At 63.2% G+C, this 22,529-nt stretch carries 21 protein-coding genes and 1 riboswitch; of the genes, 15 read left to right on the top strand and 6 right to left on the bottom strand.

Translation table 11 applies throughout. From position 1 onward, the window contains the following. The first annotated feature begins 58 nt into the window (after positions 1-58). The 11 genes from FJ222_05550 to FJ222_05500 all read left to right on the top strand — a co-directional run bounded on the left by FJ222_05550 (position 59) and on the right by FJ222_05500 (position 12,157). Positions 59-1,588 carry a 2-isopropylmalate synthase gene (locus FJ222_05550; GenBank protein ID MBM4163888.1) on the top strand — a complete coding sequence of 510 codons (1,530 nt, stop codon included), beginning with the start codon at positions 59-61 and terminating at the stop codon, positions 1,586-1,588. Between the two features lie 10 nt (positions 1,589-1,598). Further along, positions 1,599-2,858 carry a 3-isopropylmalate dehydratase large subunit gene (gene leuC / locus FJ222_05545; GenBank protein MBM4163887.1) on the top strand — a complete coding sequence of 420 codons (1,260 nt, stop codon included), beginning with the start codon at positions 1,599-1,601 and terminating at the stop codon, positions 2,856-2,858. A gap of 31 nt (positions 2,859-2,889) precedes the next feature. Then, the gene (locus FJ222_05540) at positions 2,890-3,387 is read left to right on the top strand and encodes a 3-isopropylmalate dehydratase small subunit (GenBank protein ID MBM4163886.1); all 498 of its coding nucleotides are present in this window, start codon (positions 2,890-2,892) and stop codon (positions 3,385-3,387) included. A gap of 87 nt (positions 3,388-3,474) precedes the next feature. Beyond that, positions 3,475-3,978 carry a hypothetical protein gene (locus tag FJ222_05535; GenBank protein ID MBM4163885.1) on the top strand — a complete coding sequence of 168 codons (504 nt, stop codon included), beginning with the start codon at positions 3,475-3,477 and terminating at the stop codon, positions 3,976-3,978. An 11-nt stretch (positions 3,979-3,989) separates the two neighbouring features. Next, entirely contained in the window at positions 3,990-4,817 is an 828-nt protein-coding gene (locus tag FJ222_05530; protein ID MBM4163884.1) for a purine-nucleoside phosphorylase, read from the top strand. Positions 4,818-4,822: 5 nt separating this feature from the next. Then, positions 4,823-6,031: a beta-ketoacyl-ACP synthase gene (locus FJ222_05525; GenBank protein MBM4163883.1), complete on the top strand. Its 1,209-nt coding sequence runs from the start codon at positions 4,823-4,825 to the stop codon at positions 6,029-6,031. 111 nt (positions 6,032-6,142) lie between these two features. Next, positions 6,143-7,543: a tetratricopeptide repeat protein gene (locus FJ222_05520; protein MBM4163882.1), complete on the top strand. Its 1,401-nt coding sequence runs from the start codon at positions 6,143-6,145 to the stop codon at positions 7,541-7,543. Positions 7,544-7,576: 33 nt separating this feature from the next. Then, positions 7,577-9,985: an outer membrane protein assembly factor BamA gene (gene bamA / locus FJ222_05515; protein ID MBM4163881.1), complete on the top strand. Its 2,409-nt coding sequence runs from the start codon at positions 7,577-7,579 to the stop codon at positions 9,983-9,985. 3 nt (positions 9,986-9,988) lie between these two features. Then, the gene (locus FJ222_05510) at positions 9,989-10,630 is read left to right on the top strand and encodes an OmpH family outer membrane protein (protein MBM4163880.1); all 642 of its coding nucleotides are present in this window, start codon (positions 9,989-9,991) and stop codon (positions 10,628-10,630) included. A 41-nt stretch (positions 10,631-10,671) separates the two neighbouring features. Beyond that, entirely contained in the window at positions 10,672-11,733 is a 1,062-nt protein-coding gene (gene lpxD / locus FJ222_05505) for a UDP-3-O-(3-hydroxymyristoyl)glucosamine N-acyltransferase (protein MBM4163879.1), read from the top strand. Between the two features lie 52 nt (positions 11,734-11,785). Then, on the top strand, positions 11,786-12,157 hold the full coding sequence (locus FJ222_05500; GenBank protein MBM4163878.1) for a hypothetical protein: 372 nt from the start codon (positions 11,786-11,788) through the stop codon (positions 12,155-12,157). Positions 12,158-12,329: 172 nt separating this feature from the next. Here FJ222_05500 and lspA read toward each other — a convergent pair whose 3' ends face one another. After that, positions 12,330-12,806, bottom strand: a complete 477-nt coding sequence (gene lspA, locus FJ222_05495; protein MBM4163877.1) for a signal peptidase II — start codon at positions 12,804-12,806, stop codon at positions 12,330-12,332. Continuing rightward, positions 12,803-13,594 (bottom strand): hypothetical protein, encoded by a 792-nt coding sequence (locus tag FJ222_05490; GenBank protein MBM4163876.1) that lies wholly within the window; start codon positions 13,592-13,594, stop codon positions 12,803-12,805. Before FJ222_05490 ends, lspA begins: the two co-directional genes overlap by 4 nt. 160 nt (positions 13,595-13,754) lie before the next feature. Between FJ222_05490 and FJ222_05485 the strand changes: the two genes are divergently transcribed. The 3 genes from FJ222_05485 to FJ222_05475 are packed head-to-tail and all read left to right on the top strand — an operon-like array spanning position 13,755 to position 15,945. Then, on the top strand, positions 13,755-14,501 hold the full coding sequence (locus tag FJ222_05485) for a UMP kinase (GenBank protein ID MBM4163875.1): 747 nt from the start codon (positions 13,755-13,757) through the stop codon (positions 14,499-14,501). A gap of 24 nt (positions 14,502-14,525) precedes the next feature. Further along, on the top strand, positions 14,526-15,089 hold the full coding sequence (locus FJ222_05480; GenBank protein MBM4163874.1) for a ribosome recycling factor: 564 nt from the start codon (positions 14,526-14,528) through the stop codon (positions 15,087-15,089). Positions 15,090-15,114: 25 nt separating this feature from the next. Beyond that, positions 15,115-15,945, top strand: a complete 831-nt coding sequence (locus FJ222_05475) for a hypothetical protein (protein ID MBM4163873.1) — start codon at positions 15,115-15,117, stop codon at positions 15,943-15,945. Between the two features lie 9 nt (positions 15,946-15,954). Here the strand turns inward: FJ222_05475 and ruvB are convergent, their stop codons facing one another. Genes ruvB through FJ222_05455 form a run of 4 tightly spaced genes read right to left on the bottom strand, consistent with a single transcriptional unit; the run spans position 15,955 to position 20,052 of the window. Then, the gene (ruvB, locus tag FJ222_05470) at positions 15,955-16,989 is read right to left on the bottom strand and encodes a Holliday junction branch migration DNA helicase RuvB (protein MBM4163872.1); all 1,035 of its coding nucleotides are present in this window, start codon (positions 16,987-16,989) and stop codon (positions 15,955-15,957) included. A gap of 22 nt (positions 16,990-17,011) precedes the next feature. Beyond that, positions 17,012-18,052, bottom strand: a complete 1,041-nt coding sequence (gene hisC / locus FJ222_05465) for a histidinol-phosphate transaminase (protein ID MBM4163871.1) — start codon at positions 18,050-18,052, stop codon at positions 17,012-17,014. Positions 18,053-18,070: 18 nt separating this feature from the next. Then, complete coding sequence (gene hisD / locus FJ222_05460) at positions 18,071-19,378, bottom strand: histidinol dehydrogenase (protein MBM4163870.1); 1,308 nt, start codon at positions 19,376-19,378, stop codon at positions 18,071-18,073. A 26-nt stretch (positions 19,379-19,404) separates the two neighbouring features. Continuing rightward, a complete protein-coding gene (locus FJ222_05455) occupies positions 19,405-20,052 on the bottom strand; it encodes a hypothetical protein (protein MBM4163869.1) in 648 nt (215 codons plus the stop codon). A gap of 30 nt (positions 20,053-20,082) precedes the next feature. Beyond that, positions 20,083-20,264, top strand: a riboswitch (cobalamin riboswitch). 173 nt (positions 20,265-20,437) lie between these two features. Between FJ222_05455 and FJ222_05450 the strand changes: the two genes are divergently transcribed. Further along, positions 20,438-22,432: a TonB-dependent receptor gene (locus tag FJ222_05450; protein ID MBM4163868.1), complete on the top strand. Its 1,995-nt coding sequence runs from the start codon at positions 20,438-20,440 to the stop codon at positions 22,430-22,432. Positions 22,433-22,529 lie beyond the last annotated feature (97 nt).

Here is a 22,529-nt window from a genome sequence, read left to right as displayed (position 1 = left end):
GCACACTTTCCGCTTGCTGGGGCGGCTGGCCCGCCGAGCGGAGGAAAGGAACGGAGCCATGAGCGAGGAGAGCACACAGCGGGTGATTCGTTTCTTTGACACGACCCTGCGGGACGGCGAGCAGTCACCGGGCTGCAGCATGAATCTCAAAGACAAGCTGGTCGTAGCGGCGCATCTGGAGAGTCTGCGGGTGGACGTGATCGAGGCCGGCTTTGCCGCTTCGTCCCCCGGCGATTTCGGTTCGGTCCAGGCGATTGCCCGGCTGGTCAAGGGGCCGGTCGTGGCCAGCCTCTGCCGCGCATTGCCTGCGGACATCGACGCGACCTGGCAGGCGGTCAAGGACGCCCAGCGGCCGCGCATCCACACCTTTCTGGCCACGTCGCCGATCCACATGCGCTACAAGCTGCGCCTGACGCCCGACCAAGTCTTTGAGCAAGCCGTGGCGATGGTGGCATACGCCCGCAATCTATGCGACGACGTGCAGTTTTCCCTTGAGGACGCCTCCCGCTCAGACCCGGCCTTTATGTACCGGGTGATCGAAGGGGTGATCCGGGCTGGCGCGACCACCGTCAACATCCCCGATACGGTCGGCTATGCCATTCCGCATCAATTTGGCGCCCTGATTCGCAGCATCCGCCAGTCGGTGCCCAACATCGACCAGGCCGTGATTGCGGTGCACTGCCACAACGATCTGGGGCTGGCTGTCGCCAACTCGCTGGCTGCGGTGGCCGAGGGGGCGGGGCAGGTCGAGGCGACGGTGAACGGCATTGGCGAACGGGCGGGCAACGCCGCGCTGGAAGAGGTCGTCATGGCGCTGCAGACGCGCGCCGATCTGTTCCAGGCCACCCACGGCATCGACACCACGAAGATTTACGCCGCGAGCAAATGCGTGCAGACCGTCACCGGCAGCCGGGTGCAGGCCAACAAGGCGGTTGTCGGCGAGAACGCCTTCGCCCACGAGGCCGGCATCCACCAGCACGGCGTAATGATGAACGCGACGACCTACGAAATCATGACGCCCGAGTCGATCGGCATTCCCCGCAGCAAGATGGTGCTGGGCAAGCATTCTGGCCGCCACGCCTTCGAACAACGTCTGCAGGAGCGGGGCTTTCATTTTGACGCCGAGCACATCAAACGGCTGTTTGCCGATTTCAAGGCGCTGGCGGACCGCAAGAAGGTGGTTTCCGATGCCGACATCGAGGCGCTCGCCCGCGGTCTGGAGACGCAGGTCGAAGAGCGCGTCACGCTCGACCGCTTCGTGGTCAATTCCGGTAACACGATCACCAGCACGGCGTCGGTGCGCCTCATCCTGGACGGCAAGGCCGTCGAGCATGTGGCCGTTGGCTCGGGGCCGATCGATGCGGCGTTCAGGGCGGTCAATGCCCTTCTCGGCCTGGAGTTGAAGCTCGAAGCCTTCACGCTCTCTGCGGTCACCGATGACGCGGACGCGCAGGGCGAAACCAACGTCAAGGTGCGCCACGGCGCACGGGTGTACCACGGCAACGGCCTTTCGACCGACATTATCGAGGGCAGCCTCCGGGCCTATCTGGCGGCGATCAATGTAGTGTTAAGTGAGAATGTCCACTAGGAGAGATCTGATGACCATGACACAGAAAATCCTCGCCCGCGCGGCGGGGTTGCCCCGCGTTGAGGCGGGGCAGTTGATCGAGGCGAAGCTCGATCTCGTGCTGGGCAACGACATCACCGCGCCGGTGGCGATCCGGGAGTTCGCCAAGACCGGCGTGGCCCGTGTCTTTGACAAGGACAAGGTGGCGCTGGTTCCCGACCACTTCACGCCGAACAAGGACATCAAAGCCGCCGAGCAGTGCAAGATTCTGCGTTGCTTCGCCTGCGAGCAGAACATCACGAATTTTTTCGACACCGGCGATGTCGGCGTCGAACACGCCCTGCTGCCTGAGCGCGGACTGGTCGGCCCCGGCGATGTCGTAATCGGCGCGGACAGCCACACCTGCACCTACGGCGCGCTCGGCGCCTTTTCGACGGGCGTCGGCTCGACCGACATGGCGGCGGGCATGGCGCTCGGCACCGCCTGGTTCAAGGTGCCCTCAGCCATGCGCATCGTGCTCAAGAACCGGTTCACCGACCCCTGGGTCTCGGGTAAAGACGTGATTTTGCACATCATCGGCCTGATCGGTGTCGACGGCGCGCTGTACCAGTCGATGGAATATGCCGGTGACGGCCTGAATGCCCTCACGGTGGATGACCGCCTGTGCATCGCCAACATGGCGATCGAGGCGGGCGCGAAAAACGGCATCTTCCCGGTCGATCAGGCGACGCGCGACTTTTTGAGCGAGGTCGGTCGCGCCCGGTACACCGAATTCACCCCCGACGCCAATGCGTCGTACACCCAAACGATCGAGGTAGACCTGGCGACGCTCCGCTCAACGGTCGCCTTCCCCCACCTGCCCAGCAACACCCGTCTGGCCCGGGATTCGGGCCAAGTGCCGATCGATCAAGTGGTGATCGGCTCCTGCACCAACGGGCGGTTGAGCGACATGCGCGTCGCGGCGCGGCTGCTCAAGGGCCGTCACGTCGCCAAGGGGGTCCGCTGCATCATCATCCCGGCGACGCAAAAAATCTACCTCCAAGCCATGAAGGAAGGGCTGTTGGAAATCTTCATCAACGCTGGTGCGGCCGTCTCGACGCCGACGTGCGGACCGTGCCTCGGCGGGCACATGGGCGTCTTGGCCAAGGGTGAGCGGGCGATGGCGACCACCAACCGCAACTTTGTCGGCCGCATGGGGCATCCCGAGTCCGAGGTGTATCTGTCCAACCCCGCCGTGGCTGCGGCCACCGCGATTACCGGACGGATCACCGACGCCAACGAGCTTGTTTAATCTGCTGGAATTTGAGGAAAGGATTGTGACCATGACTGCCGAAGGAACGGTTTTTCGCTACGGCGACAATGTGGACACCGACGTGATCATCCCCGCCCGCTACCTCACCACGTCAGACCCTGCGGAGCTGGCCGCGCACTGCATGGAGGACATCGATGCGACGTTTGTGAAGCGGGTGAAGACGGGCGACATGATCGTGGCCGACGCCAATTTCGGCTGCGGCTCGTCGCGCGAGCACGCGCCGATCGCCATCAAGGCGGCGGGCATCTCGTGCGTGATCGCCAAAAGCTTCGCGCGTATCTTCTACCGCAACGCCATCAACATCGGACTGCCGATTCTCGAGTGTCCAGAAGCGGCTGCGGCCATTCAGGCGGGGCACACGGTCTGGGTGAATTTCGACAGCGGCTCAATCACCGACAAAACCACCGGAAAAACATTCACGGCGGCGGCCTTCCCTCCTTTCATGAAGGAACTGATCGCATGCGGTGGACTGGTGGAATATGTCAAGGCGAGGCGCGCAGCCCGGTAAGGAATCGATGCGCCGTGTTTCGATCGCATGGCGCATGTGTTGTTCAGCCCACCCTCCGACAGTCGTTGAGTCAGGCCACGTGACGCCATGCCCCACGCATCATCTTTAGAAAACTGGCAGGTGCTGTTTCTCAAGCCGCGCACCGAAAAGAAGGTCGCGGCTGTGTGCTCGGCTCATGCCATCCCGCATTATCTGCCGCTGCGGGCCGTGAGCCGCGTCCGCCAGCGCCGCAAAATCTCCGTCACCCTGCCGCTCTTCCCCGGCTATCTCTTCGTTGCACTGACCCCGGAGACGCGGTTGCCGGTTCTGCAGACCAATCATGTCGTCCGCTTCCTCCAACCCTCGTGTTCGTTCCGGCTCCTGCGCGACCTTGTTCAGGTCCGGCGGGCGCTGGCGCTCACCCCCGATCTCAAGCCGGTCGTTCTGTTGAAGCAGGGACAGCGGGTGCGGATCATCACCGGCCCGCTCCAGGGTGCCGAAGGGGTCGTTCGCAGCCTGTCCAGTTCGATGCGGGTGATCCTCTCCGTCGAAATGATCGGCATGGGGGTGGCCGTCACCGCCGCGCGCGCGGATATCGAAGTGATTCATTAGAAGGAGGTTTCATGGCACCCGACCGGGATACGGCCGTTTTTAATGCGGCCTTTCAGGCCTTGCCGGCCGCATTCTGCGAGCGCGTTCCCGACTGCGCGCTGATCCTCGGGTCGGGCTGGAGCGATGCGCTCGCGCCCGAACGTGTTCTGGCGCGCCTCCCGTATGCGGACATCCCCGGTCTCGGCGCCAGCACGGTGTCGGGCCACTCGGGCGAGCTTCTCCTCTGCACGCTCGCCGGACGGCGCGTGGTGGCCTTTTGCGGCCGCCGCCACTGGTACGAGGGGCACGGGTGGACGCCCGTGGTCCTGCCCGTCGAGCTCATCCGTCGCCTCGGCTGCCAGACCCTGTTGATCACCAATGCCGCAGGCGGAATCACCCCCGCGCTCAACCCCGGCAGCCTTCTCGTCCTCACCGACCACCTCAACCTCACGGGCCTCTCTCCCCTGACGGGGCCCCTCGTTCCGGGCTGGGGTCTGCGCTTCCCCGATCAGACCGCCGTTTACACCCCCCTCTTTCGCGCCCGGCTCCATGCCGCTGCCGCCGAGATCGGATGCGACCTGACAGACGGAGTCTACGTCTTCTCGCCCGGCCCCGCCTACGAAACGCCGGCCGAGATCCGCGCGTTTGCCGCCCTCGGGGCTGATGTCGTCGGCATGTCCACCGTGCCCGAGGCGATGGTCGCCCATTCCGCTGGCATCGGCGTCGCCGCCGTCAGTTGCGTCACCAACATGGCCGCCGGAACCGGCGGACGAACCCTCGCCCACGCCGAGGTCATCGCCGAGATGCAGCGTGTCCAGCCCCTACTCGCCCGCCTCATCCATGCCTTTGTTCGCCGCTGATTGACATGCCCACACGACACACACCGGATCGAACCCCCGTGATCACCGGCCTCGGCGCGGTCACCCCCGTCGCCGTGACCGTGGCGGGTCTATGGGATGCGCTCCTGGCCGGCACCGACGGCATTTCGACGCTGGACCGTTTTGACACGGGCGGGATGGCCTGCACCCGCGCGGGGCTGATTCGCGGCTATGCGCCGCCGCAGGCCGCCCGGCCGCCCGCAAGCCTGGCCGAAGCCTTTGCCCGCGGCGCCGCCGCCGAAGCTGTCGCGCAAGCGGGTCTGCTGCCGGGCGATGGCGCAACGGTGATCGCCGCCTCGAATTTCGGCGCGCTCGACACAGGCGAGGAGGCGCTGGCTGGTGCCGCCGCCGACCCACGCTGCGCCAGCCTCGCACACGGATCGGTCACCCGTGGTGTCACCGATAGCCTCGGCCTCGGAGGTCCGCCGATCACCCTGTCGCTCTCCTGCGCCTCGGGGGCGGCCGCCATCGCCTACGCCGCCGGACGCATCAGCCGCGGGGACCTGGAGCGTGCTGTGGTGATCGGCTTCGACGCCCTCTCACGCTGCGCCTGGTCGGGACTCTGCTCGCTGCGCACGATGACCTCGGATGTCGTTCGGCCGTTCGACCTGAACCGCTCCGGCACGATCTTCTCCGAAGGCGCTGCGGCCCTGGTCATCGAATCGGCCGCCTCGGCTGCCCGCCGTGGAGCCGAGCCGCTCGCCCGCCTGCTCGGCTGGGCGACCGGAAACAACGGATTTCACATGACCGCTCCCGCGCCCCTGGGCGCGGGTTCTGTGCAGGTCATGCGTGAGGCCCTCCTGCACGCGGGCGTTTCGCCGGATGCGGTCGACCATTTCAATGCGCACGGCACGGGCACCAAACCCAACGACGTCACTGAATTCCAAGCGATCGAGACCCTTTTCGGCGCACGCGCCCGCAGCCTTCCGGTCACGGCCAACAAGGCGGCGCTCGGCCACATGCTCGGCGCGGCCGGCGCGGTCGAGGCCGTGATTGCCGTGCTCACCCTGCTGCGCCAGACGATTCCGCCGACCCTCCATTTTGAGACCGCCGACCCCGCGTGTCCGGTCAATCTGGTCACCGCCCCGCAAACCGTCGCGCTGGACTTCGTGCTCTCCAATTCCGCCGGATTCGGCGGCTGCAACGCCGCCCTGCTGCTGGCCGGCAGGACCGACTGGCCAAAAGTAGAACATTAGAACGCGCCGGGCAAAAATAGAATTGCTGATCTTGCGCGCTCAGGGTATACTGAAAAACGGGTATTGGTTTGGATCATAACCCCCTGCTGTTTGAATCACGAGAGGCTTTTCATGCCAGAGGTGCGAACGGATGCGATCCCCGCTGTGACGCAAAAGCTCTTTGAGAAGGGTTTTTCGGCGTTTGAGCGGGGCAATCTGGATATTGCGGTCGATCTGCTGGCGCGCTGCGTGGTGGAGGCGCCCACGTTCGCCCGCGCCCGGCGGTTTCTCCGCATCGTCGAGATCCAGCGAGTGAAGAAGACCGGCAAAAAGGGGCTGCTGCGCCATCTCGCAGATCTGGCCGGATGGCCCGCCTACCTCGCGGGAAAATTCGCGTTGAGGCAGGGCAAGGCCGATCAGGCGTTGGCGGCCGCCGAGAAGCTCATGGCTGTCAACCCGTTGAATCCCGCCTTTCTGGCGCACTTTGTTAACGCGGCGCGACTGGCCAATCTGCTGGACGCGGCCGTGGCAACGCTCGAACTGGCGGTGGACGCCTCGCCCGATCACGCGGTTCTATTGCGGGAGCTGGGCGATCTCTACAGCGAGGTCGGCAATTTCCGCATGGCCCGGCGCGTCTATGGACGGGTGGTGGCCTTGCGGCCGCATGACGCGGCAACCGCCAAACTGCTCAAGGATGTAGAAGCCCACGACTCGATGCAAAGCGGCGGCTGGGAGGATACGACGGGCACACAGGATTCGTATCGGAGCTTGATCAAGGATCAGGCCGTGGCCAAGGCGCAGGACATTCAGGCGAAGGCCGTCGTCGGTGGCAATGACTTGGAGACGCTGGTGGCAGAACAGCGCGCCGCGATTGCCAAGGATGCCACCAACATCAATGCCTACCGTGCGCTCCTGCGCGTGTACCGGCAGAACAAGAAATATCCCGAGGCGATCGCGGTGGCGGAAGAGGCGCTGGCGGTCAACACTGCGGATCCCGAGCTGGATCGTGTGCTGAGTGAACTGAAGGCGCTCGATTTCGACGCGCGGATCGCCGCGCTGAAAGAGGCGGGCGCCGCCGGGGAGGCGGGTGCGCTTGAGGCGAAACGCAACCAGTTTGTATTTGACGACATGCTGGCCCGCGTCGCCCGCTATCCGAACGACTTGCGGTTGCGTTACGAATTGGGGCTGCAGCATTTCGAGAAAGGCGCCTGGGACGATGCCATCCAGCAGTTCCAACTGGCGCAACGGAGTCCGCGGGAACGCACGGATGCGCTCTATTACCTCGCACGCTGCTTCCGGCAGAAAGGTCAGACCGATCTGGCCACCATGCAATTGGAGACGGTCCTGGAGCAGGTGCCCACGATGGATGAGACGCGCAAGCGGGTGCTTTTTGAGCTGGGCGAAATCGCCGAAGCCGCAGGTGAAACCGCTCGCGCGCTCGCACTGTACAAGGAGATCTACGGCGCCGACATCGCCTATCGTGACATTGGCGACAAAATGACCCGGCTGTACAAGACGACCCCGCGCGCCTGATCGGTTATTTCCGATTGGACGCAACGGGGGTTGATGCGGTACACTGTCAAAATTCATGCGGGTCTGGATGTCCGGTTTCGGCGGCGGGAGGTTGCGACCGTCTGTCGGGAACAACAAAGGAGCACGGGAATGCGTCTGACAAAATGGGTGGCAGTGGCAGTGTTGGCGGCCGTTACGGCGGGCGCCCAGGTTATTCAAGAGGTCGCGGTGCGCCAGTTGGAAGGCTTTACTGCCGACACCAGCGACGTGTTGACGATGTGCGGCTCAAAAAAAGGCGCCGAATTATCGCAGGCGGTCTTATTTGACGATGTGCGCCGGCTGAACGACTCGCAGCGCTTCTCCTATGCCGGCGTGGAAATCGCCGAGGTTGAGAACGGCGTGAAAGTGATCTACGTGGTCCGGCGTCGTTTCCGTCTGGCCGCTCCCGTTGATGTGCAGGGGATGAGCGCGGTCAGCCGGTCCAAGGTGCGCGACTGGCTCGGGCTGAAGGAGGGCGCCTACATTGACGAGCAGCTTCTCGGCGTCCGCTGCTCCAAGGTGCGCGATGAGTACATGAAGCGGCAATACCCCAACGTGCAGGTCACGGGGCAGATCGGTTCGGTTGACGCAGCCACTGGGGCGGTTACCGTCACCGTGACCATTACCGAGGGGGAGAAGATTGTGCTGTCGGGGTTTCTCTTCACAGGCAACACGGTGTTTTCGGCCAGCGCGTTGAAGAGCGTCTTCAAGCAATACAACTGGTGGGACCCCCGGAACTGGTTCAGCGATCGGATGTATGATGAACAGCAGTTCGAGGACGCACGCGAAGGGATGCTGGCGCTCTACCGCGAGCATGGCTATCTCGACGTTGCCATTGCGCCGGTCAAGCTGGAGCCGCTTCCGGATAACCCCCGGAAGGTGCGCGCGGCTTATGAGATCACAGAGGGGCCCTCTTACACGCTGGGCACGTTCGCCATTGAGGGCGTGACGCTCTTTCCGGTTGAGCAGGTTCAGAAATTTGCCGCGATCAGCAGCGGCGAAAATGCCGGCGCGCCGGTCGTCGCCGCGATCAAGCGGGTGCGCGAGTATTTCACGTCGCGCGGATACGTCGACGCCTTTGTGCGCACGACGATCGACACGCCGCCCGAAACGCCCGGCGTGGCCAATGTCCAGTTGCAGGTCACTGAAGGCGAGCGGGTCTTGCTCCGCAACATCGTCATCAACGGCAACACCCGCACCCAGGACAAGGTCATCCGCCGTGAGATCCTCGTCATGCCCGGCGACGAAGCTGATGCCGTCCGGATTGAGCGCAGCGTGAACCGCCTGCGCAACCTCAATTATTTCAGCGAGGTGCGCGAATCGCTGGTCGCGACCGAAACCAACACCGTGCGGGATCTCGTCGTCAACGTGACCGAGCAGCGCACCGGCAACTTCATGATCGGCGCTGGTTTCTCGACGATCGATAGCGTCATGGGCTTTGTTGAAGTCTCGCAGAACAACTTCGACATCCTCAACTGGCCCAGTTTCACGGGCGGCGGCCAGAAGGCTCGCCTGGGCGCAGAGATCGGCTCCAACCGTCAGACCATCGAGGCGAACTGGATCCAGCCGTGGCTGTTTGATCGTCCGATGGCGCTGCAGATCGACGCCTACCGCCGGATGAACAGCTATGATGAATATGACGACTTGCGCAGCGGCGCAGCGGTCGGCATCGTGTATCCGGTCAAGGTCGGTAAAATCGGCTTCAAGCAGACGTTGGAGCAGGTCAGTCTGGATGACGTACTCTTCCTGAACGGCAACGCCTATGCTTTTGCGGATGGGACGGAGTTCGTTTACGCCAATCCCGAATCCGGGCTCAACAGCATGTTGCGCATGTACTGGACCCACGACACCCGCAACAAACCGTTCGTGCCGACCCGCGGCATGGAGACCACGGTGTTTGGCGAGGTCGGCGGCTCGATTCTCGGCGGCGAGTACGACGTGTATAAGACGGGCTTCCAGATTCGCAAATGGTATGAATTGCCGTGGAAGGGCGGGCATGTGCTGAGTCTGCGGGCCCGGTTGGAGACGGTTGACGCGTACGGCGCGGATGACGTGCCGCTTAACGAGCGGCTCTACTTGGGCGGCGGCCGCACCATTCGAGGCTTTGAATACCGGAGCGTGGGGCCGAAGGTGACGGCAGACGGCGTTACCTGGCACCCCATCGGCGGGCAGACGCTGTCCTTCGCTTCAGCGGAATACACGATTCCCCTCTTCAAGGCGCTGCGTTTCGCCACGTTTGCTGATGTGGGCAGTCTGGACGCCGATGCCTTCTCGCCCGGCTTTTCGGATTACGCCGCGAGTATCGGCTTCGGTCTGCGCGTCGACATTCCCGGTTTTCCGATCCGCGTCGATTACGCGCGGCCGATTGTTCAGCCGGACAACACAGAAGAGCAGGCGTTCATTTTCTGGATTGGTTTTGAATAAGGGATGGTCCGGAACAGCCGACCGAAAAGGAGACGTATGAAGCGAATGAATCTGGTCCAAATCATCGGAATCGCCGCAGTGGCCACCGTCTGTTCGGCGACGGCGCAAATCGCCGTGGTTGATTTCGAACGGGTTGTCAAACTGCACCCGAACACAGCCGGCGACCGCAAAACAATTGAGGAGGTTTACACCACCCTCAAGAGCGAGGGTGACATCAAGGCCGCCAAGGTGAGCAAGGCCGTCAAGGCCTTTGAGGAGGCCGCCCAGGCGATTCAAAGTCCGGTTCTCAGTGAGGCGGCGAGGAAAAAGGCCGAGACCGACGCCAAGCAGAAATATGACGAGGCTAAGGCCGAAAGCGACGAGTTGAAGCAGTTGGAGGACCTTCACCGGATGCAGTTAAACGAGCGCGAGCGCAAGCTGTTGAAACGGACGACCGACGCCATCCGCGCGGTCGTGAAGACGATCGCCGACGAAAAGAAGATCACGATCGTGTTGCCCACGGCGCCGGTGCTTTATTATGACGAGACGCTGGACCTCACGGCCGATGTGCTGCGGGCCTTGGGCGTGGACCCGGCCGCGGTAGTCCCGGACGATGCGACGGGAAAAGAGGCCGCGCCCGCGAAAACCGACCCCGCCCCGCGGTGAGGTCGAGTCCGGTTTTTCACGTGATTGGTGGAGAAAGAGAAATGGCACAGACGGTTGCCCAACTCGCCGCATGGCTCAAGGGATCGGTCGAGGGTGACGCCACAGAGGAAATAGCCGCTCTGTCGGCGCTCGACGACGCCCGTCGGGGGGATGTGTCGTTTCTGTCCAATCCCCGCTATGAACAGCTCATGGCTCACACGCAGGCATCGGCCGTGCTGGTCGGAGCAGACTGGCAGGGGGTCTGGTCGTGCCGCGCGTTGATCCGTGTTGACAATCCCAACAAGGCATTCGCCACCCTGGCCGCGCTTTTTTGTCCGAAGCCCGTGACGCGCCAGCCCGGAATCCATCCGACCGCGGTGCTGGGCGAGGGTGTCAGCATCGGCCGGGACGTTTTCATCGGCCCGTATGTGGTGATCGAGGATCAGGCGCGCATCGGGGATCGCACCCGGATCGATGCGCAGTGTTGGATCGGCGCGCACGCCCGTATCGGCTGCGACGGGTTGATTTACCCTCAGGTGACCGTCCGCGAGGGTTGTCTGATTGGCGACCGGGTGATCCTGCACAGCGGGGTGCGCATCGGCAGTGACGGCTACGGGTATTCGGTTGAGCAGGATGCGGGCGGATCCGTGCGTGTGGAAAAGATTCCGCAGATGGGCATCGTGGAGTTGGGCGATGATGTGGAGATCGGCGCGAACACGACGATCGACCGGGCGCGCTTTGGACGCACGCGGATCGGCCATGCAGTCAAGATTGACAATCTGGTTCAAATTGGCCACAACGTGCAGGTCGGCGACACGACCGGCATTGTGGCACAAACCGGTGTCGCCGGTAGCGTAAAAATTGGTTCCGGGGTGATGATCTGGGCGCAGGCAGGCATTGCCGGACACATCACCGTCGGCGACCGCGCGCAGATCGGGCCGCAGTCTGGCGTGAGCAAGGATGTTCCGCCGGGCGAGTTTGTCATCGGTGCCCCCGCCCAGTCAAAGCGGGCTTTTGTCGCCACCCTGGCGATGCCGCGCCAGATCGAACGGCTGAAGGCGCAGGTCGACGATCTTGGGGCGCGTCTGGCGGTGATCGCCCAAGCGAAGAAGGTTGGCGAATAGCCCCTGTATGTGTTCCGTCTTCTCACAAACCGCAGGTTGTTCAAGCGCCTGGGTGATCGTGACCGTCCTCTGTGCGTGGCTGGCGGCGGGGTGTGTTCAGCAGCCGGTGCGCTCCGAGATTCTGGTGATTGATCCGCAGTTGTGCGCCCTGAGTGACACCCCTCGTGACGGCTCAGACGTGGCGGGTGGCGGACTGGCGTACATGTTTTGCATCCCCGACAACGCCCTGACCCGGTCTCAGGTCGCGCGGATTGATCCCAGCGTGCGGTTTGACGACACCCCCCGTGGCAAGCGCCACTGCGGCTCACGGGGGGTGTTGTGCGTCGGAACGACGCGCCAGCCGTCGTTCAAGGCCGTTCTGGACCGGCTGGCCGGACTGCCGTATGTGAACGCCATCACCCTCTGCCCGTTTGACGGCGACTGATCACCCCCGCAGCAGCCGGACGACCAGACCAAGAATAAACAGCGCCGCGACCAGCATCACCACCCGGCGCTCATCGGGGGTCCAGTCGAACAGGCTCAGAAAATAACTGCTGCACGCGCCGCGTATGGCCCCGACACCCCGCTTCACAGCCTGCATCCCTTTCATTGCGCCCTCAGCCTTCCAGTACGGAGTGTTTGTGCTTCCGTTCGTGCAGCCATTGCGAGAGGATCAAGCTCGCGACGCCCACTGAGATGGCCATGTCGGCCACGTTGAATGTGGGAAATCGGATGCAGTGAAAGTCGATAAAATCGATGACAACCCCGCGCCACACCCGGTCGATCACGTTGCCGATGATGCCCCCGGTCAGCAGCCCCCAAGTCACCCATCCGAAACGAAGAGGGAGAAACGTGCGTCTCATTTGCAGGGTCATCCACACCAGCGCCGCAACCGCACAGGCGATCAGCAGGGCCTGCCGGCCCTGGAGCATGCCCCAAGCCGCTCCGGCATTCTGCACATGACGAAGGTCAAAAATGCCAGGGAGCAGCACGGCCCCGTCACCCGTCGCGGGAAACACGCGCAAGACCAGAACCTTGCTCCACTGATCGGCGGCGATGATCAATCCCATGACGGCCAGCGCGCGGGCGATCACGGAATCATCCTGCGCGCGACGGCGGCGCCCCGTGTGTGGTGACGTTCCATCTCCGACTGGCAGACCATGCAGTTTTTCACAAACGGCAACGCCTGAAGACGGGCCTTCTCAATCAAACCGCCGCAGGCGTCGCACACGCCGTAGGCGCCCTCTCGGATGGCGCGGAGCGCATTCGTGATCTGGTTGATCGTCTCTTGCTCTGTCCCCGCCCGTTCCAGCGCAAACAGTCGGTCAAAGGCGTCCGACCCGTCTTCTTCCACGTTGACTTCGTCGTCACGTCTCAGGGCGTTCTTCCGCATCTTGCCGATTTGCCCGGCCAGGTCTTCGTACAGAGCGAATAATTGATTGCGAAAACCATCCAGATCTTTCTTCGAAAATTTGACCTCTCCGTGAGGGCGTTTTCTCTCCGGGACGCGCGGGGCGGGAGACGGGACCGGTCTTGCCGGGGGCTTCACCGGGGTGCGATGGGGCGCAGCCGGTTTCTGACTTGGGGAAGGAACCGGTCTCGGTTTTGCAGCAGGCTTAACCGGGGCGCGATGGGGTGCAGCCGATTGATTGCCCGGGGATTGAGCCGGGCGAGCGACCCCCGGCTTCCGAGTCGCCGGGGACGCCGTTGTCTGCTTCCGTAAAGCCGTTGACGGCCGGGCTTTCCGGCCAGCGGGAAGGGTCGCGCCCGGCTTGCCTGGGGCTCGCCGTTCCATCGGTTTCGCGCCATCCCCCCTTTTCGCCGCCGCAGCCGAAGTCGGTTTGGAGGGCTTGTCGCGTCCTGACTTTTTTTGAATGGCCATGCGTGCTTCCTGTCTAGGCTACCGTCACAAATTGAAGATGGAGCATAGCAAAAAGACATGCAGGTGTCAATGTGGGCTGCGCCTTGTTTTTTCGTATTGTCCTGCCGTCCGTTTTCCGCTATCCTAGCGACACCTTATAAAACAAGCGATGAGGTGATGTTTGGCCCAAGAGCGAAAATCTGAGGTTCGTTACAAACGCATTTTGCTGAAGCTGAGCGGCGAAGTGCTGGGTAACTCCGAAACCGGCGAGTGCATCGCGCCTGCGGTTGTGGCGGATGTCGCCCAGCGCGTGCGGCGACTATCCGAACTGGGCGTCCAGATTGCGGTAGTGCTCGGCGGCGGGAATATTTTCCGGGGGGCCTCCGGTGCAGCCAGCGGTCTCGCCCGGACCACGGGCGACTATATGGGCATGCTGGCGACCATCATCAATGGGCTGGCCTTGCAGGACGCCCTCGAGCACGTGGGACTTGAGACCCGCCTGCAAACGTCGATCGACATGCCCCAGGTGGCCGAACCCTTTATCCAACGCAAGGCGGTTCGCCATCTGGAAAAAGGGCGGGTGGTCATTTTTGCAGGCGGCACGGGAAACCCGTATTTCAGCACCGATACGGCTGCCGCGCTCCGGGCCAATGAGGTGGGCGCCGACGTGCTGCTCAAGGCGACCAAAGTAGACGGCGTTTACTCCGCCGATCCCAAAACACACCCGGACGCCGTGCGCTACGAGACGGTGTCGTATCAGGTCGCACTGCGTATGCGGCTGCGGGTCATGGATTCGGCCGCCTTTGCCTTGTGCATGGACAACAAGATCCCCATCGTAGTGTTCGATTTTTTTGACAAACTCGCTTTGGAACGGATTGTCTGCGGCGCGCAGATCGGCACGCTGGTGACGGACGCCGACGACGACTGAGTCGTTTCACGAGGAGTGGCCGTGATGGAAACCGTGGATGATGTGATTCTGGATGCCGAAGAGAAAATGGACAACACCGTCAAGGTGTTGAAGGAGCAGTTTGCCGGTCTCCGCACAGGCAAGGCGTCGCCCGCGCTGGTGGAGAACGTGCAGGTGTCTTATTACGGGACGCCGACCCGGCTCCGCGACATTGCCGGCATCTCGGCGCCCGAACCGCGCCTGATCGTGATCAATGCCTATGACCCGACCGCGCTTGCCGATATCGAGAAGGCCATCCTGGCGGCCAATCTGGGCGTCACCCCGCGCAACGATGGCCGCGTCATCCGGTTGCCGATACCCGAGTTGAGCGAGGACCGCCGCAAGGAGATCGTTAAAGTGGCCAAGCGGTTGTCCGAGGAGGCCCGTGTCGCCATCCGCAATGTCCGGCGTGACGCCAATGATGCGGTCAAGGCGCTGCAGAAGAAGGGCACCGTCACAGAGGATGACCGCGACGCCGGGTTTGCCGAAATTCAGAAATCGACCGATGCGCATATTGGCCAGATTGACACCGATCTGAAGCACAAGGAACTGGAAGTGATGGCGGTCTGACCGCCAGTGAGAACGGAGGCACACGATGGCAGAACAGGACACGACCCCAACCCCGACCCCCCCGCCGAAAGAGTCGCCGTTCCCCAAGCCAGAGCCGGCTGCGTCCAGTCCTGGCATTACGACGCTGCTTGAGGTTCAAGCCGCTTCGGCCCAGCCTCTGGTGCCCGTCATTCCACGGGCGACGGCCGCCGCTCCAAAGACCATCCGCATGGTTCGTCCGGGTGTTCCCGGACCGGTTGGACAAACACCGCGCCCAGGCTCCAATCCGCTGCCACCCGGCCCGCCACCGCCGTCCGCTCCGCAGATGCAGGCGGCGAAATCAAAAACATCGCGCATTTCCCTGGAATCGGCGATCAGCGCCACTCAGGCGGACATCTCCGATCCAGTTTCTGTGGCGCAGGCAGGCGTTGAAGGCGCGCCAAAAACCATCCGGCTGAAGCGCCCGTCCGAGATGCCGACCTTGAAAGTACCCGCAGTTCAACCGGGCACGCATGTTCCCGTGCCCAATCCGCGGTTCACCACGGCTGTTCCCGGGGCGTCCCCGTCGCGGAAGACATCCCGGATGCCCGAGCCAGAGAGCCCTTTGGCGACAATGCCCAGTTCTGTTCCCCTGACGCAGAAACGAACGATTCGCGTCAAGCGCCCCGGCATGGATTCCGCCGCGCCACTCGCCTCGGGTGAATCCACAGCAGACGGCGCTGTGACGCCGCTGCAGCCGGAACAGATGCTGAGCCGGGCCGACGACACGTGCAATCCCGTCTTTATTGTCGCGGCCGCGGCATCCATCATTGTGACGGGAATTCTGATCTACTTGTTCTACCAGCAGATGTACGGTGCCGAAGCGCTCATCTATTGAGCGATCCGCCTACAACCGCAGTTCGGGCTGGTTGGGGGCGCGTCTCCGATTGCCGGCCGACAGCCCGAGGCGCGCGTAGCACAGATCGGTCGCCATCCGGCCGCGGGATGTGCGTTCCAGATACCCCTCTTGGATGAGGTACGGTTCATAGACCTCCTCGATCGTGTCCGGTTCCTCTCCCACCGCAACGGCCAGATTGGTGAGGCCGACGGGGCCCCCGCCGAATTTGACCGCCAGCGCCTCCAGCAGTCGCTTGTCCATTTCGTCCAGACCGAACGGATCAATCTCCAGCATCGCCAGCGCCTCGGATGCGACCACGCGGCTGATGAAGCTGTCGGCGCGGACTTGGGCATAATCGCGAACACGGCGCAGGAGGTTGTTGGCAATGCGGGGTGTCCCGCGCGCCCGAGAGGCAATCTCCCGCGCGCCGTCGTCGTCAATGGCCACATCGAGGCGGGCGGCCGACCGGATGACGATGGTTTGCAGCGTCCCGGCCGGATAATAGTCGAGCCGGTTGGCGAGGCCGAACCGGGAGCGGAGTGGCGCGGAAATCAGGCCGCTGCGTGTGGTCGCCCCCACGAGCGTGAACCGGGGCAGGTCGAGCCGCACCGACCGGGCGTTTGGGCCCTGATCGATCATGATGTCGATCACAAAATCCTCCATCGCCGAGTAGAGATACTCCTCGACGGTCCGCTGCATCCGGTGTATCTCGTCAATGAAGAGGATGTCTCCCGGTTCAAGCGAGGTGAGCAGCCCCGCCAGATCGCCTGGCTTGTCGATCACCGGCCCCGAAGTGGCCTTCACTTGTACACCCATGGCCTCACCCAGAATGTAAGCCAACGTCGTCTTGCCCAGCCCGGGTGGTCCGGAGAGGATCACGTGATCGAGGGACTCGCCGCGGCGCTTAGCCGCCTCCACGGCCAGCAACAGCCGCTCACGTACCCGTTCCTGCCCCACGAAGTCCTCAAAGCGCGTGGGGCGCAGCCGGTTGTCGAACGAGGGGTTGCGCTGGTTCAGGGTTTCGGTGGTCCGTTGCTGTGGCATGGGGCTCTTCCAAAAAACGGTGTCAGCCGGAGATCTGTTGCAGAAAGGCTTCGACCTGGCTGTCCGTTCCGACCGTGATGCGCAGATAGGCAGCCGTGCGCGGGTTTGGAAAATGGCGGACATAGATGCCGGCATAGCGCAGCCGTTCGAAGCATTCGACCGCGCGCTCCTGCGGCGGCCGTGCAAAAAGGAAGTTGGTCTCCGAGTCCAGCACCGTCCATCCCCGACGCCGCAGTTCGGCCGTGAGGCGCGAGCGGGTCTCCTGGATGCGGCGCACGTTCGCCCGCATGTGCTCCAGATCGTTTAACGCCGCCAGTCCGGCCACTTGGGCCAGCACGTCCAGATTGTAGGAATCCTTGATTTTGTACAACGCGGCGATCAGCGGTTCGGGGCCGATGACATAACCGAAACGGAGACCGGCTAGCGAAAACGCCTTCGATAGCGTCCGCATCACCAGCGTGTTTTCGTTCTCCGCCCGCACCGCCAGCGCCATGCAATTGCTTCGGGAAAAATCGGCGTATGCCTCGTCAATGAGCACCACCCCGTCGAACGACGTGCAAAACGCCGCCACGGTCGCGCATGGAAATAACAGGCTCGTCGGCGCGTTGGGATTGGTCAGAAAAAACAGAGACGCCTGATAGTGCGCGGGCATCTGCCAGCGAAAATCGTCGCTCAAGCGGACCGGCCGCTTCTCAGCCTTTCGGATGTCTGCCAGAACGGGATAGAGTGAGTATGACGGATCGAAATAACCGACCGTCCCGGCGTCTTCTACAAACGCCCGCGTACACAAGGCCAGGATTTCATCCGATCCGTTACCGACAAACACCTGCTGCGGCGAACAGCCGTGCATGACGGCAATCCGCTCGCGCACCGCGACGCACAGCGGGTCGGGGTAGAGGCGCAGACGCGCCGGATCAAAGGCCGCGAGCGCCTGGCCCACCGCTGGACTGGGCGGGTAGGGGTTTTCATTGGTGTTGAGTTTGACGATGCCTGTCGCCTGAGGCTGCTCGCCCGGCGTGTAGGCGTGCAGCGCCTGCACCGCGTGTGTCACATACCGGTTCATGGACAAACTCCGTTCAGTTCATTCCTTTGCGAAACGAACCGAAGCCGCCCGCGCGTGGGCGTCCAGCCCCTCCACGGCGCCGAAGGTTTCGATTGCCCCGCGCGTTTCGACCAAATCGCGCCGGGTGAACCGCACCAGACTGGTCCGTCTCCGAAAATCATCCGCAGTCAGTCCCGAAAACATTCGCGCCGCGCCCCCGGTCGGAAGCACGTGGCTCGGTCCGGCAACGAAATCCCCCGCTGATTCGGGTGTCCAGGCGCCGACAAAGACCGCGCCCGCCGCGCGAACGGCCGCGACGCGCGTCGGCGCGTCGGCCGTCATTATTTCAAAATGCTCCGGCGCGAACCGGTTGCACAATTCCATTCCCTGATCGAGATCCGGCACGACCACCGCCAGCATGCCGCCGCTGCCGATCACGGCCTCGACCGCCGTGCGTCGCGGGAGCTCGGCCGTCTGGCGCGTGACCTCGACCGCCACCGCCCGGGCCAGCGTTGCGCAGTCCGTCACCAGCAGCGCCTTCTCCAAACCGCTGCCATGCTCCGCCTGAGAAAGCAAATCCGCCGCCACCCAGGCGGGGGTAGCCGTCGCATCGGCTAAAATCGCGATCTCGCTCGGGCCGGCCACCTGATCGATCGCCACCGCGCCATAGACCTGGCGCTTGGCGGCGGTGACATACGCGTTGCCGGGGCCGACGATCTTCTGCACCGGCCGCACCCGCCGCGTGCCGTAGGCCATCAGTCCGATTGCTTGGATGCCGCCGATCCGGTATATCTCCGTCGCGCCCGAAAGCTTCAGCGCAAACAGCAACACCGGATTGATCGATCCATCCGGCGCGCACGGCGTGCAGGCCACAATCTCCCGCACCCCCGCCACCTGGGCCAGCGTCGCGGTCATGACCGCCGTCGACGCCAGTGGCGCCGTGCCCCCTGGGATGTAGACACCGACCCGGTCGAGCGGCGTGAACTGCTCGCCAAGAAATCCGCCTCCGGGAGTCCGCATCTTCCACGGTTTGCGCAACCCCGCCCGTGCAAACGCCGTTACCCGCGCATGCGCCTCGCAAACGGCTTGGACCTCAGCAGGCGGAATGAGCTGGAGGGCTTTGCGCAACTCGGGCGCCGTCACCTTCAACGCCGCCCCCGTCAGCTCGACGCCGCCCTGAAACCGCTTCGCGGCGGCCAGAACCGCCGACTCGCCCTCACGACGGATCGCCGCCAGCACCTCTGCCGCCGCTGCCTCCGCCCGCTCGTCAAAGGCTGGACGATTTAAGAAGGATTCCACCGCCCGGTTGCGCCGCTTCAGAGACCATGCTGCTAGTTGAAAGGCCATTGCACACTCCAGACGGATACCCCGACTCACAACCCAGATTTCGGACGCTCCCGCTTGAGCATCTCCTCTATCTTCGCCGTCAATTGCTCCTGGGCCATCCGCAGCGCCGTCTCGCGTTTGGCATCCTTCTCAGCCTCCTTGGTCTGCGCCTTCTTGTCTTTGTCGCTACCCTTCTTGCCTTTGCCGCCACCCTTCTTGTCTTGGTCCCTCTTCCGATCTTGAGCGGCGAACTCCCGGTCCTGCATCTGTTCCATCTTCTTGTCGGCCTGTTCGGCAGAGAAAGGACCCTGCGGGAGCATTTTCCGCACACTGAACGCGCCCGCCGGGAATGTCATCTCCTTTGTCAATTCGTCCTCGGCCCACGCCTTCTTGACTGCAGCCATGGCCATCGGAAAGACGCGGGACTCCTCGTTGATCGCCTTCTGCAGCGCGGCGACCTCTTCACGTGACATCACTTGGTACGAATCCTCTTTGACCATGTCGGTGATCTTGACCAGATAGACCGACGCCAGTGCGGGCTTTGACTTCGCCTCCATTTGAGCCTGCGCCGAAAGCCCACAGACCAGAATCAGTGCAAAAACCAGTTTTTTAAAAGACATAATGACCTCTCTGAGTGCGTGTATCTTACCACAAACGGCCCCGCTGGGTAGATACAAATTGCGCAAATTGCGCAAATTCGTGTTTCCTCTTGACTTCCCATTCCCCCTTCTATACGCTGACCCGGTTTCAAGCGCGAATCGGCAAACGGAAGTTCGTGAAAATCGGACGCGGTCGCGCCGCTGTAAACGGTTACAACGTCCAAAGGCCATTGCCCAAACGGGTGAGAAGGCTGGACGAAGGTTGGAAGCCGTGAGCCAGAAGACGTGCCGGTTCGCAAGACGTGGGAAGACTCCTTCGCGTCCTGGGGAGCGGTACTGTGCGCACCGGCGGTTTCCGGTTTTTGACATGACCCTCCAGCCCTTCGATGGGCGTCAGACGCGAACGGCAGTCTCCTGAACAGCAGAAAGCGCTTCGCGCGTTTTCTGTTTCCGCCCCCGACCGAGGGGCAGAGGAGCTGTTATGAACCTGCATCGCATCACCGCCGCGGGCGCACTCGCCCTTGGCGTCGCATTCGCCGCCTCCGCACAGTCCGAGGAGGCCCCCGCCACCAATGCCCCCATCATCGTCACCGCCAGCCGGACCGGCCGGTCGGCCGACGAGATCGCCGCAGGTGTCACCGTCATCACCGCCGACGACATCAAGCGGTCCGGCGCGACCGACGTGGTCCAGGCGCTCGAAAAACTCGGCGGGATCTACTTCCGCAAACTCGGCGGCAATCCCAGCTCCTCCGAAGTCTCGATGCGCGGTTTCGGCGAGAACTCTCACGGCCGCACCCTGATCCTCGTCAACGGCGAACGGCTGAACAGCCTCGACATGGCCGCTCCGAACCTGTTGCGCGTCCCGTTCGGATCGATCGAGCGGATCGAGGTCCTCCACGGTGCCCAGACGATCCTGTACGGCGACAATGCAGGCGCCGGCGTCATCAACATTATCACCCGCCCCGGCGCCGACAAGCAAACCACCACCGTCTCGGCGGCCGTCGGGTCCGAAAACACCTTCGACGGAGCGATCGGCACCGCCGGTCGCCTCGATAACACGCTCCGGTATGCGGTCGACGCCAACTGGCGCAAAAGCGACGGCTGGCGCAAAAACGGCGATTTTGAAACCACGGACGCCCGCGTCTCGCTCGGCAAGGACTGGAACGCGCGCGCCACCTCCACCCTCTCCCTCTTTTACAACACGAGCGATTACGGCATGCCCGGCGCGCTCACCTACCCGCAGATGTGGGCCAACCCCAAACAATCCACCCACCCGCTCGATGAGGGCTCGTCCCAATCCTGGGGGCTGGCGCTCGACAATGCCGTCCTCATCGGCGAAGAGGGCAGGCTGCGGCTCAACGTCGCCGCGTCGCGCCGCCTGATCGACTCCCAAAACGACTACCGCGCCTGGGGCTACTGGTTTTACTATGGCAGCGGCCTCGACAGGCTGACGTTCTCTCCCAGCTATTCAGACCGCTACGTGATCGCCGGAGTCGAAAACCGCATCACGGTCGGCGCCGATATCCGCCACGACGATCTGGCCATGAACTACGCCTATAATCCCGAGATCCCGCTCTGGGGCGTCGCGAACAAGGCGTTTGATCTGACCCGGTTCTCGCTCGCCGGGTATGTGGAGAACGAAACGGTCCTCTCCGACACGCTCTCCCTGATCCTCGGCGCGCGGGCCGACCGGATCGCGAACGAATCCTCTGTCAACGGAACGGAGCTGCCCGATGTGACCGCCACCGAACACGCCCTCTCCGCATCGGCGCTCTACCGCCCGTCGCAGCAGGTCAAGTTCTACGCCCAAGCCGCCTCGCTCTACCATGCGCCGTTTGCCGATGAACAGGTCAATATCTGGGGGCCGACCCCGGTTGTCGCCAGCCTCAAACCCGAAACCGGCCTCAATCAGGAGGTGGGCGCGGTCGTCCGTCTTACCGAAGAATGGGAGGTGGGCATGAGCCTCTACCAACTCGACCTGCAGAACGAGATCGTCTACAACCCCCTGACGTGGAGGAATGATAACTACGACGACACCCGCCGCCGCGGGATGGAGGCGAACCTCTCGTGGCGCCGCCCCGGAGTCGCCAGCGTGTCGGCCTTCTACACCTTCGTCAACGCTGAGTTTGACGCAGGCCCGAATGCGGGAAATGAGATCCCGCTCGTCCCGAAGCACGTTCTCACCGTGCATGGCGACTGGTCGATCATCGAAGACCTTGCCCTGTTCTCCACCCTCCGCGCAACCAGCAATCAGCGCTCCGGGAGCGATTTCAGAAATGTGGCGAACCGATTGGACGGATTCGGCGTCCTGGATACCGGCATTCGAATCACTCCGAGCCGCGTGAGCGGCCTCACTCTCATCGTGAGCGTCGACAACGTGTTCGATAAGCACTACGCGACCACCGGCTTTTTCGGCAACAGCGTCTATCCGGCCAACGGCCGCACCTGGAAGCTCTCCGCCTCCTACACCTTCTGACGCCGCGCCGGGGCGGCCGACCGGAGACGGAGACCCCGGCCCGCCCCCCCCTTTTTCCGTGAACCGGATTTGACTGGACAACGTTTCAAGGAACAGC

It is taken from the genome of Lentisphaerota bacterium, from assembly GCA_016873675.1.
GTDB lineage: Bacteria > Verrucomicrobiota > Kiritimatiellia > RFP12 > JAAYNR01 > VGWG01.
Note: the sequence above shows the minus strand (reverse complement) of the source record. Positions and strands in the feature narration are given on the sequence as shown.

Bases quoted from the DNA above. Each gene is read 5' to 3' on its own strand.
- FJ222_05525 (MBM4163883.1), top strand. From the start codon at position 4,823: ATGCCCACACGACACACACCGGATCGAACCCCCGTGATCACCGGCCTC.
- FJ222_05530 (MBM4163884.1), top strand. From the start codon at position 3,990: ATGGCACCCGACCGGGATACGGCCGTTTTTAATGCGGCCTTTCAGGCC.
- bamA (MBM4163881.1), top strand. From the start codon at position 7,577: ATGCGGTACACTGTCAAAATTCATGCGGGTCTGGATGTCCGGTTTCGG.
- FJ222_05490 (MBM4163876.1), bottom strand. From the start codon at position 13,594: ATGGCCATTCAAAAAAAGTCAGGACGCGACAAGCCCTCCAAACCGACT.
- FJ222_05480 (MBM4163874.1), top strand. From the start codon at position 14,526: ATGGAAACCGTGGATGATGTGATTCTGGATGCCGAAGAGAAAATGGAC.
- FJ222_05510 (MBM4163880.1), top strand. From the start codon at position 9,989: ATGGTCCGGAACAGCCGACCGAAAAGGAGACGTATGAAGCGAATGAAT.
- leuC (MBM4163887.1), top strand. From the start codon at position 1,599: ATGACCATGACACAGAAAATCCTCGCCCGCGCGGCGGGGTTGCCCCGC.
- FJ222_05475 (MBM4163873.1), top strand. From the start codon at position 15,115: ATGGCAGAACAGGACACGACCCCAACCCCGACCCCCCCGCCGAAAGAG.
- FJ222_05450 (MBM4163868.1), top strand. From the start codon at position 20,438: ATGAACCTGCATCGCATCACCGCCGCGGGCGCACTCGCCCTTGGCGTC.
- FJ222_05540 (MBM4163886.1), top strand. From the start codon at position 2,890: ATGACTGCCGAAGGAACGGTTTTTCGCTACGGCGACAATGTGGACACC.
- ruvB (MBM4163872.1), bottom strand. From the start codon at position 16,989: ATGCCACAGCAACGGACCACCGAAACCCTGAACCAGCGCAACCCCTCG.
- hisD (MBM4163870.1), bottom strand. From the start codon at position 19,378: ATGGCCTTTCAACTAGCAGCATGGTCTCTGAAGCGGCGCAACCGGGCG.
- FJ222_05520 (MBM4163882.1), top strand. From the start codon at position 6,143: ATGCCAGAGGTGCGAACGGATGCGATCCCCGCTGTGACGCAAAAGCTC.
- FJ222_05535 (MBM4163885.1), top strand. From the start codon at position 3,475: ATGCCCCACGCATCATCTTTAGAAAACTGGCAGGTGCTGTTTCTCAAG.
- lpxD (MBM4163879.1), top strand. From the start codon at position 10,672: ATGGCACAGACGGTTGCCCAACTCGCCGCATGGCTCAAGGGATCGGTC.
- FJ222_05550 (MBM4163888.1), top strand. From the start codon at position 59: ATGAGCGAGGAGAGCACACAGCGGGTGATTCGTTTCTTTGACACGACC.
- hisC (MBM4163871.1), bottom strand. From the start codon at position 18,052: ATGAACCGGTATGTGACACACGCGGTGCAGGCGCTGCACGCCTACACG.